This is a genomic window from Emticicia sp. MM, assembly GCF_001649495.1.
This window is the reverse complement of sequence record NZ_LXHX01000114.1, coordinates 1-15,671: the sequence shown is the minus strand read 5'-3', so window position 1 is coordinate 15,671 and position 15,671 is coordinate 1. Positions and strand designations below refer to the sequence as shown.

The 15,671-nt window shown below is 36.8% G+C and carries 15 protein-coding genes and 1 tRNA gene; 4 read left to right on the top strand and 12 right to left on the bottom strand.

The window, feature by feature from the left end:
- Positions 1-38 precede the first annotated feature (38 nt).
- On the top strand, positions 39-1,214 hold the full coding sequence (gene hemW / locus A6M55_RS15670; RefSeq protein WP_064198469.1) for a radical SAM family heme chaperone HemW: 1,176 nt from the start codon (positions 39-41) through the stop codon (positions 1,212-1,214).
- A gap of 59 nt (positions 1,215-1,273) precedes the next feature.
- Here the strand turns inward: hemW and A6M55_RS15665 are convergent, their stop codons facing one another.
- From A6M55_RS15665 to A6M55_RS15640, 6 genes are all read right to left on the bottom strand, one after another.
- Positions 1,274-1,993 (bottom strand): LysM peptidoglycan-binding domain-containing protein, encoded by a 720-nt coding sequence (locus tag A6M55_RS15665; RefSeq protein WP_064198468.1) that lies wholly within the window; start codon positions 1,991-1,993, stop codon positions 1,274-1,276.
- Positions 1,994-2,131: 138 nt separating this feature from the next.
- Positions 2,132-2,617, bottom strand: coding sequence for a 5-(carboxyamino)imidazole ribonucleotide mutase (gene purE, locus A6M55_RS15660; RefSeq protein ID WP_064198467.1), 486 nt, complete (start codon positions 2,615-2,617; stop codon positions 2,132-2,134).
- An 83-nt stretch (positions 2,618-2,700) separates the two neighbouring features.
- Positions 2,701-3,840, bottom strand: coding sequence for a 5-(carboxyamino)imidazole ribonucleotide synthase (locus tag A6M55_RS15655; RefSeq protein ID WP_082893062.1), 1,140 nt, complete (start codon positions 3,838-3,840; stop codon positions 2,701-2,703).
- A 96-nt stretch (positions 3,841-3,936) separates the two neighbouring features.
- A complete protein-coding gene (locus A6M55_RS15650; protein ID WP_064198466.1) occupies positions 3,937-4,761 on the bottom strand; it encodes an ion transporter in 825 nt (274 codons plus the stop codon).
- A gap of 128 nt (positions 4,762-4,889) precedes the next feature.
- Positions 4,890-5,081 carry a hypothetical protein gene (locus A6M55_RS15645; protein WP_064198465.1) on the bottom strand — a complete coding sequence of 64 codons (192 nt, stop codon included), beginning with the start codon at positions 5,079-5,081 and terminating at the stop codon, positions 4,890-4,892.
- 80 nt (positions 5,082-5,161) lie between these two features.
- Positions 5,162-5,581 (bottom strand): OsmC family protein, encoded by a 420-nt coding sequence (locus A6M55_RS15640; protein WP_064198464.1) that lies wholly within the window; start codon positions 5,579-5,581, stop codon positions 5,162-5,164.
- Positions 5,582-5,994: 413 nt separating this feature from the next.
- Between A6M55_RS15640 and A6M55_RS15635 the strand changes: the two genes are divergently transcribed.
- Together A6M55_RS15635 and clpB are read left to right on the top strand one after the other, a co-directional pair.
- Positions 5,995-6,285, top strand: a complete 291-nt coding sequence (locus tag A6M55_RS15635; protein ID WP_064198463.1) for a hypothetical protein — start codon at positions 5,995-5,997, stop codon at positions 6,283-6,285.
- A 276-nt stretch (positions 6,286-6,561) separates the two neighbouring features.
- Entirely contained in the window at positions 6,562-9,192 is a 2,631-nt protein-coding gene (clpB, locus tag A6M55_RS15630; RefSeq protein ID WP_064198520.1) for an ATP-dependent chaperone ClpB, read from the top strand.
- A gap of 76 nt (positions 9,193-9,268) precedes the next feature.
- Here clpB and A6M55_RS15625 read toward each other — a convergent pair whose 3' ends face one another.
- Genes A6M55_RS15625 through A6M55_RS15615 form a run of 3 tightly spaced genes read right to left on the bottom strand, consistent with a single transcriptional unit; the run spans position 9,269 to position 12,925 of the window.
- Complete coding sequence (locus A6M55_RS15625; protein WP_064198462.1) at positions 9,269-9,976, bottom strand: matrixin family metalloprotease; 708 nt, start codon at positions 9,974-9,976, stop codon at positions 9,269-9,271.
- 56 nt (positions 9,977-10,032) lie between these two features.
- Positions 10,033-12,327, bottom strand: a complete 2,295-nt coding sequence (locus A6M55_RS15620) for a fused MFS/spermidine synthase (RefSeq protein WP_064198461.1) — start codon at positions 12,325-12,327, stop codon at positions 10,033-10,035.
- Positions 12,328-12,361: 34 nt separating this feature from the next.
- Complete coding sequence (locus A6M55_RS15615) at positions 12,362-12,925, bottom strand: thioredoxin family protein (protein WP_064198460.1); 564 nt, start codon at positions 12,923-12,925, stop codon at positions 12,362-12,364.
- 146 nt (positions 12,926-13,071) lie between these two features.
- Here A6M55_RS15615 and A6M55_RS17350 point away from each other — a divergent pair, with 146 nt between their 5' ends.
- Positions 13,072-13,359, top strand: coding sequence for a hypothetical protein (locus A6M55_RS17350; protein WP_156511088.1), 288 nt, complete (start codon positions 13,072-13,074; stop codon positions 13,357-13,359).
- A 111-nt stretch (positions 13,360-13,470) separates the two neighbouring features.
- Here the strand turns inward: A6M55_RS17350 and A6M55_RS15610 are convergent, their stop codons facing one another.
- The 3 genes from A6M55_RS15610 to A6M55_RS15600 form a co-directional block, all read right to left on the bottom strand.
- On the bottom strand, positions 13,471-14,259 hold the full coding sequence (locus tag A6M55_RS15610; protein WP_064198459.1) for a DUF3108 domain-containing protein: 789 nt from the start codon (positions 14,257-14,259) through the stop codon (positions 13,471-13,473).
- Between the two features lie 31 nt (positions 14,260-14,290).
- Positions 14,291-15,367 (bottom strand): aminopeptidase, encoded by a 1,077-nt coding sequence (locus A6M55_RS15605; RefSeq protein WP_064198458.1) that lies wholly within the window; start codon positions 15,365-15,367, stop codon positions 14,291-14,293.
- 194 nt (positions 15,368-15,561) lie between these two features.
- Positions 15,562-15,634 (bottom strand) — tRNA-Thr (locus tag A6M55_RS15600).
- Between the last annotated feature and the right edge of the window lie 37 nt (positions 15,635-15,671).

Here is a 15,671-nt window from a genome sequence, read left to right as displayed (position 1 = left end):
AAAATAACAATCTACAACTAAAATATTAGCCTAAGCATTTGCACCTTTACCTCCACATACCTTTTTGCCGTCGGGCTTGTCATTACTGTGATTTTCATTTCAGTACAAATCTTTCGTTGAAGACAACGGTTGTGGAAGCCATCTGTCGAGAAATAGATTTACAGGCTAATTACTTGAAAAATAAGCGATTAGAGACTATCTACTTTGGTGGTGGAACTCCTTCGTTGCTCAATATGAACGAATTGTATGATATTTTTGAGACAATCAAAAAGCATTATACCTTCGCTGATGATATTGAGATAACCATGGAAGCCAACCCCGACGATATCACTCGTGACCGTCTGGCAATTCTTCAAAGATTTGGCTTTAATCGACTAAGTATAGGTATTCAATCTTTCGATGATAATCATCTAAAATACCTCAATCGTATTCATACTTCGCAGCACGCCGAAGATTGTGTGCGACTGGCTCAAGAAATGGGTTTCGAGAATCTTACGATTGATTTGATTTACGGCATTCATCCATTACTGACACTTCCTAAAAAACTGCAAAAAACTCAGTCAGAATTTACGAAGGGCGTTCATCAGATTTGGCAACGAGATTTAGAAAAAGCAATTTCGTTGAATGTGCCGCATATTTCATCGTATTGTTTGACAATTGAGCCAAAAACTGTTTTTGGTAAATGGTTACAAATCAATAAGATACCGCCTATTGATGAAGAATTCGCTTCGCAACAATTTGATATTTTGGTGAATACTTTGGCCGAAGCTGGCTATGAGCAATACGAAATCTCTAATTTTTGTAGAGATAATCGTTATTCTCGACATAACACCTCGTATTGGAAACGCCATGAATATCTGGGAGTTGGGCCATCAGCTCATTCTTTCAATGGTGAATCTCGCCAGTTTAATGTATCGAATAATCCTGCATATATCAAAGCTCTGACGCTCGGTCAAGTTCCTGCCGATTATGAAATTTTAACTCCCGAAGAAAAAGTAAACGATTATATTATGACTGGCCTACGCACAAAATGGGGCTGTGACTTGACAGAAATAGAGAAAATGGTTGGGAAAAAGTGGTTGAAGTCCAACGAAGAAGTGCTTCGACAAAACCTCTCTCAAAACTTTCTAAAGCTTGATAATCAGTTACTTACACTTACGCAAAAAGGTAAATTATTTGCTGATAAGATTGCGAGTGATTTGTTTTTGGTGTGATTTGTAAATAAAAAAAGCCACCTCGAAAGATGGCTTTTCTTAAATATTTCGATTAAACACTACTGCTTTTCAGCAAATGGAATAATCAATTTTTCGCCACGAGCGGCGTAGTTTTTAGTCTTTTTATTGGCTTGCATAATGAGTGTTTGCGAAACACCATACTTATTGCTAACCACTCTAATAATATCACCAGGGCCTACTGTATGAACGGCTTTGATACGAACTTTAAGTTTAGTAACTCCAATCTTAATGCCGCTTTCATCAACACCAGGGTTCATTGCTTTCAGTGTTTCTTTCTTAATGTTATAGCGATTGGCAATACCAAAGAAAGTTTCCCCTTCGCCAACTGTATGTGTATATGTTTCTCCACCCGCAGGAATTTCAACTTTAGGCTTTTCTTCCTTTTGTTTTTCCTCTTTTGGCTTCTCTTCTTTAGGTTTTTCTTCTTTTACAGCTGTTGCTTCATTTTTATCGCCTACTTTTGGTACAGAAACTTCAGGTAAACCATTAGCAGTTGGAGTAGTATTGTTTGTTGTTTCGGTAGGAGTTGTTTCTTCCTCTTCTGGCTGATTGCTAATAGCTTTTGCCACAGTATCAGCAGGAACTGCGGTTAGGTCATCACCCCCTGAAGTATCATCTGACATATACTTCCAGCCAATGTAAAGTAAAGCACAAATAATACCTACAAGGACTAATAAAACTGCCATTGGCAGATTACGAGCAGGCTCTTTGGGACGTTCATTACGTTGTTCTCGATTTTCTCGGTCTTCGAACTGCATGGGAAAAGGTGTTTTAATTTATAAATAGGAAAACAAGTGCTTTAATTAACGTATAATTGAGATTGGATAATTATAAATGGCTAAAATAACTATAAATATCTGCATATCAATTCAATTATAGGGTATTTGCATTTGAGCTTATACCGTTTTTTTCAGTTCCTCATTCATTTCTTCAACCAAATCTTTCAGACCTTCGCTGTATGCTCTTAGTTTTTTAGCAATTTCTTCATCGTTTGCACCCAAAATCTGAGCGGCTAAAATTCCCGCATTTTTTGCTCCATTGAGCGAAACAGTTGCTACTGGCACTCCTGCAGGCATTTGAAGAATCGACAAAATAGAATCCCAACCATCAATCGAATTGCTTGATTTAATTGGCACACCGATCACTGGCAAAGTTGTACTCGATGAGACCATTCCAGGTAAATGAGCTGCTCCACCCGCTCCCGCAATGATTACTTTCAAGCCTCTTTTACGAGCCGAAAGAGCATAATCAAGCATTTTTTGTGGTGTACGGTGTGCCGAAACAACTTCTTTTTCGTAAGGAATTCCGAATTGTTCTAATATTTCAACTGCTGCCGACATTATTTTCCAGTCGGATAAACTACCCATTATAATTCCTACCATGTTTTTGAGTTCTGAGTTCTGAGTTCTGAGTTCTGAAGTTGAAAGAGTTGATAACTCAGAATTCAGAACTCATGACTCAGAACTTATTTTGTAACTACTTTTAATTTTTCTTTTACAAAAATGACTTTTTCTTTTAATTTATCAAAATTTTGGTCGATAATCGTTATATGTCCCATTTTGCGGAAAGGTTTTGTTATTTTCTTCCCATATAAAAATGGATGCACACCTTCGACTGCCAAAACTTCGTTCATGCCTTCATAGACAGCCTCGCCCGAATAGCCATCTTCGCCTAATAAATTAACCATAGCTGCTTTAGAATGTGCTTTTGTACTTCCCAAAGGCAAATCAAAAATTGCTCTTAGGTGCTGTTCATATTGCGAAACATCGTTGGCTTTGATGCTTTGGTGGCCGCTATTGTGTGGGCGAGGAGCAACTTCATTGATTAAAATTTGTCCATCTCTCGTCAAAAACATTTCAACTGCCAACAAGCCAACTACACCAAAGGCTTCAGCTGTTTTGATAGCTACTTGCTCAGCTTGTATTTCTATTTCGGTTGAAATTTCGGCAGGAGCAAATAGATATTCAACCAAATTGGCTTCTGGATGAAACACCATTTCAACAACTGGAAAAGTTTTGATTTCTCCACTTGGATTTCGTGCCACAATCACGGCTAATTCTTTCTCAAAATCAATCATTTTTTCCAGCACACTTGGCTGGTCGAATGCTTTCGCTAAATCGGCTTCAGTGCGTAGAACTTGAACCCCTTTACCATCATAGCCACCGGTACCGAGTTTATGAACTGCTGGTAGAAAATCAATATGATTTTTTACATCAGCTTGATTTTCAGTAAGAATAAAGTCGGCAGTCGGAAGGTTATTATCTTTATAGAACTGTTTTTGAATGCGTTTATCTTGAATCAATCGGAGAACTGAAGGTTGCGGATAGACCAATTTACCTTGTTTCTCAAATGCTTCGAGTGCTTCAATATTTACGTTTTCAATTTCAATCGTAATAATATCGCAGTCTTGCCCAAAAGCCATTACTGTACCGTAATCTTTCAGCGAACCATTTACAAATTCGTGAGCAATGTGTCTGCAAGGTGCATCGGGGTCGGGGTCGAGCGATTTTATAGTGAAGTCAAAATCAATGGCAGCTTGTATAATCATTCTGCCCAATTGGCCACCGCCAAGAATACCGAGTTTTTTTGAGTTATCGAATTGCACGAAGAAGTTTTTTTGTGCAAAGATAAGCAGGGCTGTATCGAAAAACAATTTAAAGGTACCAGTAAAATATTAATTCTATTTTTTTTGAAGATTATTTTAAGGATTAATAGTATGTGAATGATGAAACTCACTTCCACAATGTGGACATTTGATTTTTTGTCTGTTTCCTCGCATTTGTTCGGCAAATCCTGAGGCCAAAATACCAGTTGGTAAAGCAAAGAGTGCAACCCCAAGTATGGCAATTAAGCCGCCGATTAGTTTTCCCATTGGCGTTATGGGACGAAAGTCGGCATCGCCAACGGTTGTCATGGCATTAACGCCCCACCACATGGACTCTGGAATACTTGAAAATTTTTGTGGTTGTACTTCATGTTCGAAATAATATAGCGTACTCGATGAAATAATTAGCACAAAAACTATAAAAACAAAGCTTAATACGAGTTCCTCTTGTTTCTCTTTCATTACTTTCTGAATGACTCGCAAGGCATGGAAATATTTACTTACTCTGAATAAACGAAGCATTCGGAGTAAGCGAAGAATACGGATAAACCCTAAATCAGTGATGAAAATTGATACATAAAATGGAGCAATCGAAAGTAAATCAACCAAACCCCAAGCCGAAAGAATAAATTTTAATCGACCTTTGACTGGATGAGAAAAGGCTGGGTTTTCAACACAAGACCACAAACGTAATATATATTCGATAGTAAAAACAATAACCGAAAATACCTCGAAATCAAGTAAAATTTGGTGATAATTATTATGAATACTCGGAACAGTATCTAAAATAATAGCTATGGCATTGAGGGAAATGATTATGGTGAGAAATATATTTACCCAAAAGCTCAAGCCGAGTTTTCGATGCCAAGTAATTTCGAGAATGTTGTGTATGTTTTTCCGTAAAGATACCTTCGGACTCATAAAATTTAGGTAGTATAATTATGCCAAATTAAGAAAAAATGATACTTAAAGCAATAAAATATACTAAAAAAGGCCAACGATTGCTCATTGACCTTTGGGTACTCAATTGATTATAGAAAATAAGATTGTTATTCTGCTTTCTTTTCGCAACAAGCCTTGCTTTCTTTTTTGCATTCCTTGGCCATTGCTTTGTCGCAGCATTTCATTTCTTTTTTTGCTGCCTCTTTACGAGCCTTACGACCGCCTTTTTCTTTTTCAACTGCTAAAACAACTGTGGCAGCCGATACTACCAATGCCAAAACTACGATTAACTTTTTCATGTTTATAATATTTTGTGATTTAAAATAGTAATAGAATACTTTTTGAATCTCAAATATTATACCAATACTTCGCTTGGAAATTAGTTGATAGATAAAGTATGCGTAATTTCAGCTGTTGGGCTAAACTGTGCCGTTGCCGAGCAGTATTTCTCCATCGAAAGTTGAATGGCACGCTCAACTTTTGCCTGGTCGAGCTGACCTTTAAATGCAAAATGAATATTTATCTTACGAAATGGACTCATCTCTGTTCCTTCTATTTTCACTCGTTCGCCATCTACCGAAATTCGGAGGTCATCAATTACTTGGCGTTGCTTTTTCAAAATTAAGATTACGTCAATTGCCGTGCAGCCACCCAAACCCATCAAAAGCATTTCCATTGGTCTTGCACCTAAATTATGCCCGCCAATATCAACATTAGCATCCATGTGGTTGACCGTACCTGCTGTACCGATGGCTTCAAAATGGAAGGCGTCATCGACTCTTACTAATTCTACTTTCATTTGTATAATTTATGTTTTTCTGATAACATATTCAAAGTAAAAGAAAGTTTCTCGAAACGAGAAATCAATTCTTGAGAATCTTTGTGTAAAGATTGATTAAATTAATTATAAGATACCTAACATCTTCACTGTCCTTATAAGAAAAATGATATAATTACAACAAAAGTTCGTTGTTCGCTTGAAACCTATTTTTGCATAAAATGATATTTTTTTATAATAAAAGGTTAAAAATGAAACATATAATTGCTGTTTTGTTAAAAATAATATTGTACTATTCCAATATTTTAATTTACTATAAAAAGAATATGTGCCAAATATTATTTGGTTATATGTTTGTTTTACAAAATATTAAAGAAAATACTTGACAAGTGTCAAATTATTCTTCTATATTTGTATCACAAAACAGCAAAATCATGAGAAATAACATAGACAAAGAAACTTACACATGGTCATTCAAGGTATTCGCTCTTCTTGGAGTCCTACTTTTATTAGTAAATATCTTCTTGTACTTTTCATTAGAGCCGATGCACGCAATGGCATTTAAGTTTGCAAGTTCTACTTTTTGTTTATTATTGGCGGTAGGAGTGTGGATGCGTTTAGAATATCTAAAGGCATTTCAGGAAGCAACTTACAAAGCACGCCGAGTACCAATGTGGGCTTCGATTTTTGTATTTGTGATTACAGCATTTTCAAGATTTTTCTAAGAGACTTCTCTAAACAAACTATATAAAACTTAATTGAGCAAAATGACTTTGGTTGTTTTGCTCTTTTTTTTGTTCAATTTTGTCATTTTTATTTTTATTCTTTCAGCTTATTTCTGCCTTTTTGTCGTTATCTATTTGAATTCTTGGTGTTTTTTCGGTCATTATTTCCGAAAAATATACATCTGCATACTTTTTGATGATATGTTTTGCATCACACAATTATAAGAATTTGTGGGTGACAAGCTGAAAACTTGTGCTACTAAAAACATAAAAACGATGAATTTTAATCAATATACCATCAAAGTCCAAGAAGTGATTCAGAAGGCTTCCGAGATTGCCCTCGGAAATGGTCAACAGGCAATTGAAACTGGGCATATTCTGAAAGCGATTTTGCAAGAAGATGCCAATACTGCTACTTTTTTGTTGAATAAAGCAGCAGCCAACAAAGAAACCATACAAGCAAAGCTCGAAAATATTGTGTCTGCTTATCCGAAAGTTTCGGGCGACGCCAGCCAATTATATTTGAGCAATGATACTGCCCAAGCCTTGAGCAAGGCCACCAACTTGATGAAAGAATTTGGCGATGAATTTGTGAGTGTCGAAATTTTACTTTTAGGTTTAGCCGGAGGAAAAGACTCGGTAGCGAGTTTGTTGAAGGAAAATAATTTGAATGAAAAGAACTTAAAGTTAGCCATTAAAGAACTAAGAGGAAACAACAAAGTGAAAGACCAAAACGCTGAAAATACTTACCAAGCCCTTTCTCGATACAGCAAAAATCTGAATGATTTGGCACGAAAAGGCAAAATTGACCCCGTAATTGGCCGTGATGAAGAAATTCGTCGAGTTTTGCAGATTCTCTCACGCCGTACTAAAAATAACCCGATATTATTGGGTGAGCCGGGGGTCGGAAAAACTGCTATCGTAGAAGGTTTAGCACAAAGAATTGTATCGGGTGATGTTCCCGAAAATTTAAAATCAAAAACCATCGTATCGCTTGATATGGGTTTGTTGATTGCGGGTGCAAAATATAAAGGTGAGTTTGAAGAACGTCTGAAAGCCGTAATCAAGGAAGTGACCGACTCAGATGGAGAAATGATTTTGTTTATTGATGAAATTCATACGCTTGTAGGTGCAGGTGCTGGCGGAGAAGGAGCGATGGATGCCGCAAACTTATTGAAACCTGCTCTTTCTCGTGGCGAGTTGCATACAATTGGTGCTACAACGCTCAACGAATACCAAAAATATATTGAGAAAGATAAGGCTCTCGAACGTCGTTTTCAAACAGTGGTGGTTGATGAACCAAACGTGCAAGATGCGATTTCGATTTTGCGTGGAATCAAAGATAAATACGAGTTACACCACGGTGTAAGAATCCAAGATGATGCCGTGATTGCTGCCGTTGAGCTTTCGGATAGATATATTTCGGATAGATTTTTGCCTGATAAAGCCATTGATTTGATGGATGAAGCAGCATCTAAACTTCGCCTCGAAATGGATTCGATGCCCGAAGAATTGGATGAATTGAATCGTAAAATCATGCAGCTCGAAATTGAGCGTGAAGCAATTCGCCGTGAAAATAACCGTGAAAAAGAGTCAGTTCTAAATAAGGATATTGCTGATTTGAGCGAAAGACGTGATGATTTAAAGGCAAAATGGGAAAATGAAAAAGGTTCGTTGAATGAACTTCGTTCATTGAAAGAGCAAGTTGAGCAACTAAAACTCGAAGCAGACCAAGCCGAACGTGCGGGTGATTATGGAAAAGTGGCTGAGATTCGCTACGGTAAATTGATTGAAACCAATAATCGTTTGAATGAAATTCAAACAAAAAATGAGCAACAACCAGCCAATAATTTGTTGAATGAGGAAGTTACGGCTGAAAATATTGCTGAAATCGTAGCTCGTTGGACTGGCGTTCCTGTAACAAAAATGTTGCAAAGTGAACGTGAGAAATTATTGCATTTGGAAGATGAACTTCGCCGTAGGGTTGCAGGTCAGGAGGAAGCCATTGAAGTGGTAGCCGATGCTGTACGTCGTTCTCGTGCGGGTATGCAAGACCCGAAAAAGCCGATTGGTAGTTTCTTATTTTTGGGAAGTACGGGTGTTGGTAAAACCGAATTGGCAAAGGCTTTGGCCGAATATTTATTCAATGATGATTCGGCAATGGTGCGTATTGATATGAGCGAATACCAAGAACGCCACGCTGTGAGCCGTTTGGTAGGTTCGCCTCCAGGATATGTAGGTTATGAAGAAGGCGGACAGTTAACCGAGGCCGTAAGACGCAAACCATACAGCGTGATTCTATTGGATGAAATCGAAAAAGCTCATCCTGATGTTTGGAATATTTTATTGCAAGTGCTTGACGAAGGCCGTTTGACTGATAATAAAGGTCGAACTGCTAATTTCAAGAATACAATTGTGATAATGACCTCGAATATCGGTAGTCACTTTATTCAAGATAAATACCTTGAGTCGAAAGGTGATGATAGAGCTTGGCAGTTGTTCTACAAAGAAGAAGCCAAAAACGATGTTATGAATTTGCTAAAAGCATCGGTTCGTCCAGAATTTTTGAACCGCATCGACGAAATTGTATTGTTCGACCCATTGACTAAAATCAATATCCGTCGAATTGTGCAGATTCAGTTCAAGCAAATTCAAGCTCGTTTGGCCGAGCAAGGGATTACACTTGAAGCGTCTGACGCAGTTTTAGATAAACTGGGCGAAGAAGGTTACGATATTACGTTCGGAGCAAGACCGCTCAAACGTGTGCTTCAACGCAGAGTTTTAAATGAATTATCGAAAGAAATTCTGGCTGGAAAAGTGCAGAAAGATTCGGTTGTGATGATGGAATTGGGTACTGAAGGAGAAATTATATTTGAAAATATAGGTTCGGTCGAAGAAGTCTTATAAGTAATAGTATAGGGTAAATTAGATTAGGTTTAGTAGTGTGAAACTCCTGCGAGATGATTTTCTTGCAGGAGTTTTTTTACTTCAAGACATCCATATAAACAGGGAATAACTCTTCATGAGTCATGCCAGCTTTTGCTCTTGTATCGTAAAGGATTTTGATATAGTTATTATCAACTTCGGTAAAAGCCGTTGGATTATATTCTAAATCAATCGTATCCCACATAATTGAGCGTTTGGTTGGTACGTGCGAGAAACCAATTGCGTGTCCAATTTCGTGGCGTGTAATTAATCGGCGGTCGAGTGACGGAAAAACACTCGTTACCCACACAACAACTTTCTCGATTTCTTGTTTACTGCTCGAAATCGACATAAAAGCTGTTCCTCCAACTTGTAATTCTCCTTGCAAGCTCAATTTATATTTGGCTTCAAATTCAGTATCTCGCCCCGAAAAAATCTTAATATTTGCCTTTGATTCATCAGTAGTCTTGATAAACTTTGCCGATTTACTGGATTGATTAATTTGGGTAAAAACACTGTCTGAAATCGCAACGAGGCTATTTGTGCCAGAACCTTCGGTATCAAACCAATAATAAACTTCGCTTTGAGTCCATTTTTGTATTTTTCCTCTACTTCCACCAAGCCCCGCACTTTTAAAAGTATTAAATACAAACTGTCCATCAATTGTGCTTGGCTGCCAAGTTATATCAACAGGTGTTGGTGTTTCGGTTTTGCCACAAGCCAAAACAAAAACTAAACAGATGGCGATAAGAATTCGTGAATACATAACATTGCTTGAAAGTAAACGTTAAAATTCAAAAAAATAGAGGTATGATTAAAAAATCAGTCTTCTTTACCCAGAATTTTCTCCCAAAGTTTACCATAATCAAACTCATCTTTTGGCCACATATCTGAGTTAAAAGATTTTGAAACTTTGGTAGTGCCATTTTGTAATATTACTCGTTTGTTTAATACTTTCTCTAAATTTTCTCGCACTTTTATCCCTGCACGTCCGTAATGATTTTTGGTGAAAGAGTTTTCTAAGCGTTCAAAAATTTTCTTTTCGTCAAATTCTAAAGGCTGGTCAGTACCGATAATCATAAAACCATCAATTTCGTAGATATACGGAAAAACTTCAGCAAAACCATTTCTGATACGCCCAGTCGCTCCCCAAGTAATGGCCAGTCCGCCTTTTTTTAGCCTTGATTTTAGTAGTTTAAAATACTCAACCGAATACAGATTTCCCGAATAAGAAGATTTCGGACGTAAAGCATCCGCTTCCAAAATATCATATAATTTAGGGTTTTGGTGCAGATAGTATCGCCCATCTTGCAAAATTACATTTACTCGTTTATCATTGATAATGTATAGTGCAGTGCTATCTTTTGTGCGTTTTACATATTCATTTACTGCTTTTGGCTGATTTACGATTACCTCAAAACAATCCAAAGATTTAGTTTCGGCACGTCCACCAGCATTATAAAGTGTACAGGCCGAACCCAAGCCAACTATACCAATGTCTTCGGGATTGGGGTGAATCAATGCAGGAACAGCCCCCAGTGTAAAGTGAGTAATATCTCGATTAAATGGAAACATACTCTGCCCCAAACCGTTGACGTAAACGTAAGATTCTTCGCCGAGTGTTTTTATAAATGATAGAGCAGTTTCGTCTTCTTCGACAATAAAACTTTTCTCATCGGCCATTCCACTAAATTTCATCCAAAGTTTTTCGTTGTTTGGCAGCAGTGAAATGACTAAAATCAGCGATACGCCCATCAGAATTCTTGACAATAAACTATTGAATTTATTTCGGTGCAAGGCTATCACATAAACTAAACCAATGAGGCTTATCAGCTTGATAGTCAGAGCCGTACCGAGATGATTAAAACCAATGAGTGTTACAAACCAAGCTCCAATCGTAGAACCTACAATATTTACAAATTGCAACCAACCCACTTTTCGACCAACTTCATCAAATTTATCTTGAATAATTAATTGTGAAAGCGTAAAACTAAAACCCATTATAAATGTTGGTACCGCCATCAAGAAAAATGGAATTACTACCATAGTAGAGAAGGCAATTTTTGGAGCAAAAGATGTTTCGTAGCTTTTGAAGTATTCAAACAAAAATGCAAGTGCCGAAACATCAGAAACAGCCCATTGCAACAATAAAATTGCTCCTACTGAATAGAAATACAAAACATACTGAGTATTCAAAAATAGTTTCAGGCGATTATTTGGGAGTTTTTTTGCCATTTTTACACCCGTATATGTGCCAATTGCCATCATTGCCAAATAGATGGTCAAGATGATTGAAAATGTCAGGGCAATGGATTTCATCATGGTTTCAATCATTCTAAACCAAATAATTTCAAAGCAAATAGCCATAAAACCCGATGCTGTATATTGAAGAATCCAGTAAATGAAATTCTTATTCCACGAAAATGAGTCTTGTGATGTTTCCGAAGCTTTTGCTTGGATAAGCGAATCTTCGATGGCAGAATTTTGAGTTTGAAAATAATAAATCACACCAGCCGTGATGGCACACAAAAAATTGAAAGAAGCTCCCAATCGTACGGCATTTTCAAAACCCATAACTCTAATCAGGATGAATGTTGTAATGAAAGTGCCTGCCGCCGCTCCGAGTGTATTCGTAAAATATAATAAACTAATGTAACTGGCCTGATTCTCAGCATTTTTTTGCTCAAATGCCTTTGAAAGTAGGGGAAGAGAAAGCCCCATCAAAAATGTTGGAAAGAGTAAAATCAGAAATAGGGTTAGATAGGTTTGAAAAGGCGAACCGCCTGCAAGAGCATTTGATTGATATAGCCAATCGTAAATGATTGATTTACTGACTAATGCAAAAACTCCAATACCGATTTCTGCTAAGACAAAAAACAAAATCGGCTTGTTTTTACCCACTTTATCGGCAATTTGACCACCAGCTAAATAACCCAAACCCAAGCCAGCCATAAATGCCGAAACTATTAAGCTGATGCTAACCGAACTGATTCCTGTGTAAAATACCAACCAACGTTGCCAAATTACTTGATAAATGAGGGCAGCAAAGCCCGAAAAAAAGAAAATAAATAGTAGTGAAAATGAACGGTATTTTTGGGAAGTGGTTGATTGAGACATTATAAGGCTTAGGTATAGTGATTTTATGAAGTGTTTAATTTTTCCATTTAATATTACAGCCCATGCTCGGAAACTGTATTTCCGGAATAGGCTGATTGGATAGAATTGCGTCTAAAGCTGCTCGCAAATCTTTTCCAGTAACTGGTTTGGGGTTTTCAACTCTTGGGCGTGATTCATCCAAACGCCCTCGATAACGCAGTTTTTTTGCACCATCAAAGATGTAGAAATCAGGGGTGCAAGCGGCATCGTAAGCTCTTGCTACTTCTTGGGTTTCATCATAAAGATACGGAAACGTAAAACCTGATTCTTTTGCGAAAACCTTCATGGCTTCAGGGCCATCTTGAGGGTATTTTTCAATATCATTCGAACTAATTGCCACCAGTTTAACTCCTTTGGGCTGATAATCATGGGCCAGCCTAACCAACTCGTCTTTTACATGAATTACGTATGGACAATGATTACAAATAAACATGACAATCGTTGCTTTATCGGAGAATAACCCACTGACTGACAGGATTTTATCGGATATTGTATCTATCAAACTAAAATCGGGTGCGATAGTCCCGATTGGTAGCATATTTGATTCGGTTAAAGCCATTAATTAGAGATTCGTTGATATTCTATGCAATTTAATCAAAATTTGGGTTCGTAAATGAGGGTAAGTCTAATTAAAATTGTCTAAGTATATATGAAATGCAACCTTTTTGCGTTTTCAAGCATCTACCATGAAAAAATAATAGAATTATGAAAAATCAATCGAAACTTCGTTTGCTGATTTTAGCTGGTATTTTTGCTTTATTGTCGCTTAGTCTGTCGAGTTGTTTTTATAGCGGATACGCTCATCGTGACCGTTATCATTCAAGACCTTATTATGGATATCGACCTTATGTAAGGCCACAGGTACGGGTTTATGTAGCTCCACCACGAAGATATTCTTACAGGAATATTTATAATCGACATAGAAATTATGGTTATCAAAATCGGAGTTATCGAGGCGATAGCAGAGGTAGCAGAAGTCACGGACGTAGATAAAACAAAAAATGCCTTCTCATTTAGAGGAGGCATTTTTATGAATGGTACTACAAAATCTTAAAATAATTGTTTCTAATAACCAATTTCCAGTAACAGACAACCAGTAACCATTTACTGCCAATCAAACTGATACTTAGTGTTTTTATAATTTTTCAATTCCATTGTGGCACTTCCAACCGTAAACTCAACTTCAATTTTTATCGGTACACGATTCTTATCGTCAGAAACCCAAATCCTAATCGCATCTTCACCATCAAACATTTTATTTTTAGGTAAAATAGGATTCAGTTTCATGACATTGATTTTGCCATATTTTGTCCGAATAACCCCTTTCCCGTTGTATTTTACTTTCATATTGTAGATTTCATCATCAAAAAACATATTTGATGAAACCGTTTCACCAATTTTAACTTTCGTGAAATCAATCGTACGCAAGAAATAATATCCCGAAACTACATCATGTACATTATCAGGTAGCTTAAAGTTTTTACGCTCTTTATTCTGTTCCCTAACTGCTGCATTGGTTGTGTGGTCGAAAGTAATCGTTTGTTCTTTATGATAGCTATTTTCTTGTAAATCCATCAAGAATTTTTGTGGTAAAATAGCCGATGTATCCAAGTAGGAGCGATAGGTATTGCGGATGCGGAAAAGGTCTGTAAAACCAGTGGTACGCCCAAAAATATTAACCCGATAGCACGGACGATTATTGACCGAATAAATTTGTGGACTCACATCAACAGTTGCTTCACCGACGTTCAAAAAACCGTATTTTACTTTATATTCAAAATATTCACCCGCCTTAAACGCATGATTTGGCAAATAGCGATAGCTATCGCTCACTACAAATGAACTGGTAGTGACGATTATGAATAAAAATAAGATTTTTTTTAGAAAACTCATTTTGTTTTAAAATTGTGAATGAGGCTGTTATTTAGAAAACAATGCTACTTGGATATTTATTCTTTAGATAAGTTAAATAATTATTAAAGTTACCTTTATACTCTTTAACAAATTCATCTTTAAACTGGTTCTGTTTGCTCTGATAAGTCAGATACCCAATAAAATACGCATTATTAGGTAAATTATTGTCGTTTAAAGTCCATTTCTTGCGACTAATCAATCGTTTATGAAATTCTCCTGCCAATAGTGTATCACTCTTATTTATAATTGAACTTATCATTTCTATCTTCCGACGTTTTTTTTCTTGAATCGTCATTTGTTTATCGAAATTTTTGTACAAGCTATCCAATTTCTTTGCTCCTCTCAATAAGTGCTGACTATACGCATCATTGTACTTTTTCGAGAATTGATAACGCTCCAATTCTTTGGAGTTTTTGCCATATTTACTTGTCAGAAAACGTATCGCTCCGTAATCCCCAACAAAGTCTGCCAGATTCTCATTAAACTCTAAATTGTTTTTTACAAAAAGTGTACCATGCGTTAGCTCATGGATTATTAGTGCCGCTAAACGCCCCTCTGATTTTTCTAGCATTGAGCTTAAAATGGGGTCTTTCAAGTAGCCAAGCGTACTCCAAGCCGATACTTCATTGAGTTGCGTATCAAAACCTTGCTTTTTCAGTTCATTGAGTTCGGTATCAGCAATTGCTTTTTCAAAATGACCTTTGTAGCTAAACGTTCCCACAATCGGGAAATCCCATTTTCTGGCTTTCAATTCAAATGGCTCGCAGGCCGTAATTACCCACAAGATTGGCTTTTGGTGTTGGTCGTAGAAAGTAGTATAGTTTTTAGAAGGATTCAAGCCCAGCGAATCAACAGCAAAGCGTTTGATTTCTTCAATCAAGCGAATACGATTTTTTAATGAATCAGGAAATGACTTATCGGCCAAGACTTCACTAACTGGACGAGTATTAAATATGATTTTTAATTGACCTTTGGCTTGACGGTAAGCATAGATACTCGAATTGAGATTGAAAGCAATAAAAAGTATCAACGTCATTAATAAGCCAAAAAAAGAATATTTGAGTATTTTTAAAATTATTTGCTTCATTCTACGTGGGTATTTTTTATGAGTAACGTATAAACGCAAAAAAGAGTTACAAAATAAATTGTAACTCTTGTCCTTAGATCCCCGAGCCGGGATCAAATCGCACGGGCGACCCCGCAGCGACCTACTGATTACAAGTCATTTGTAAAATGATAAAAACAAAAAAGGACTTCAATTTCTTGAAATCCTTTTTCCAGAGCCCCCAGCCGGGATCAAACCAGCGACCTACTGATTACAAGTCAGTTGCTCTATCAGCTGAGCTATGGAGGCAAATTTACTATTTACAAAATTTTTGAAAAGTATTTTG

Excerpts from the sequence above, each read along its gene's own strand:
- A6M55_RS15665 (WP_064198468.1), bottom strand. The coding sequence starts at position 1,993 with ATGCAGTTCGAAGACCGAGAAAATCGAGAACAACGTAATGAACGTCCC.
- clpB (WP_064198520.1), top strand. The coding sequence starts at position 6,562 with ATGAATTTTAATCAATATACCATCAAAGTCCAAGAAGTGATTCAGAAG.
- A6M55_RS15650 (WP_064198466.1), bottom strand. The coding sequence starts at position 4,761 with ATGAGTCCGAAGGTATCTTTACGGAAAAACATACACAACATTCTCGAA.
- A6M55_RS15620 (WP_064198461.1), bottom strand. The coding sequence starts at position 12,327 with ATGTCTCAATCAACCACTTCCCAAAAATACCGTTCATTTTCACTACTA.
- A6M55_RS17350 (WP_156511088.1), top strand. The coding sequence starts at position 13,072 with ATGAAAAATCAATCGAAACTTCGTTTGCTGATTTTAGCTGGTATTTTT.
- A6M55_RS15640 (WP_064198464.1), bottom strand. The coding sequence starts at position 5,581 with ATGAAAGTAGAATTAGTAAGAGTCGATGACGCCTTCCATTTTGAAGCC.
- A6M55_RS15645 (WP_064198465.1), bottom strand. The coding sequence starts at position 5,081 with ATGAAAAAGTTAATCGTAGTTTTGGCATTGGTAGTATCGGCTGCCACA.
- A6M55_RS15635 (WP_064198463.1), top strand. The coding sequence starts at position 5,995 with ATGAGAAATAACATAGACAAAGAAACTTACACATGGTCATTCAAGGTA.
- A6M55_RS15615 (WP_064198460.1), bottom strand. The coding sequence starts at position 12,925 with ATGGCTTTAACCGAATCAAATATGCTACCAATCGGGACTATCGCACCC.
- A6M55_RS15610 (WP_064198459.1), bottom strand. The coding sequence starts at position 14,259 with ATGAGTTTTCTAAAAAAAATCTTATTTTTATTCATAATCGTCACTACC.
- A6M55_RS15625 (WP_064198462.1), bottom strand. The coding sequence starts at position 9,976 with ATGTATTCACGAATTCTTATCGCCATCTGTTTAGTTTTTGTTTTGGCT.
- purE (WP_064198467.1), bottom strand. The coding sequence starts at position 2,617 with ATGGTAGGAATTATAATGGGTAGTTTATCCGACTGGAAAATAATGTCG.
- A6M55_RS15605 (WP_064198458.1), bottom strand. The coding sequence starts at position 15,367 with ATGAAGCAAATAATTTTAAAAATACTCAAATATTCTTTTTTTGGCTTA.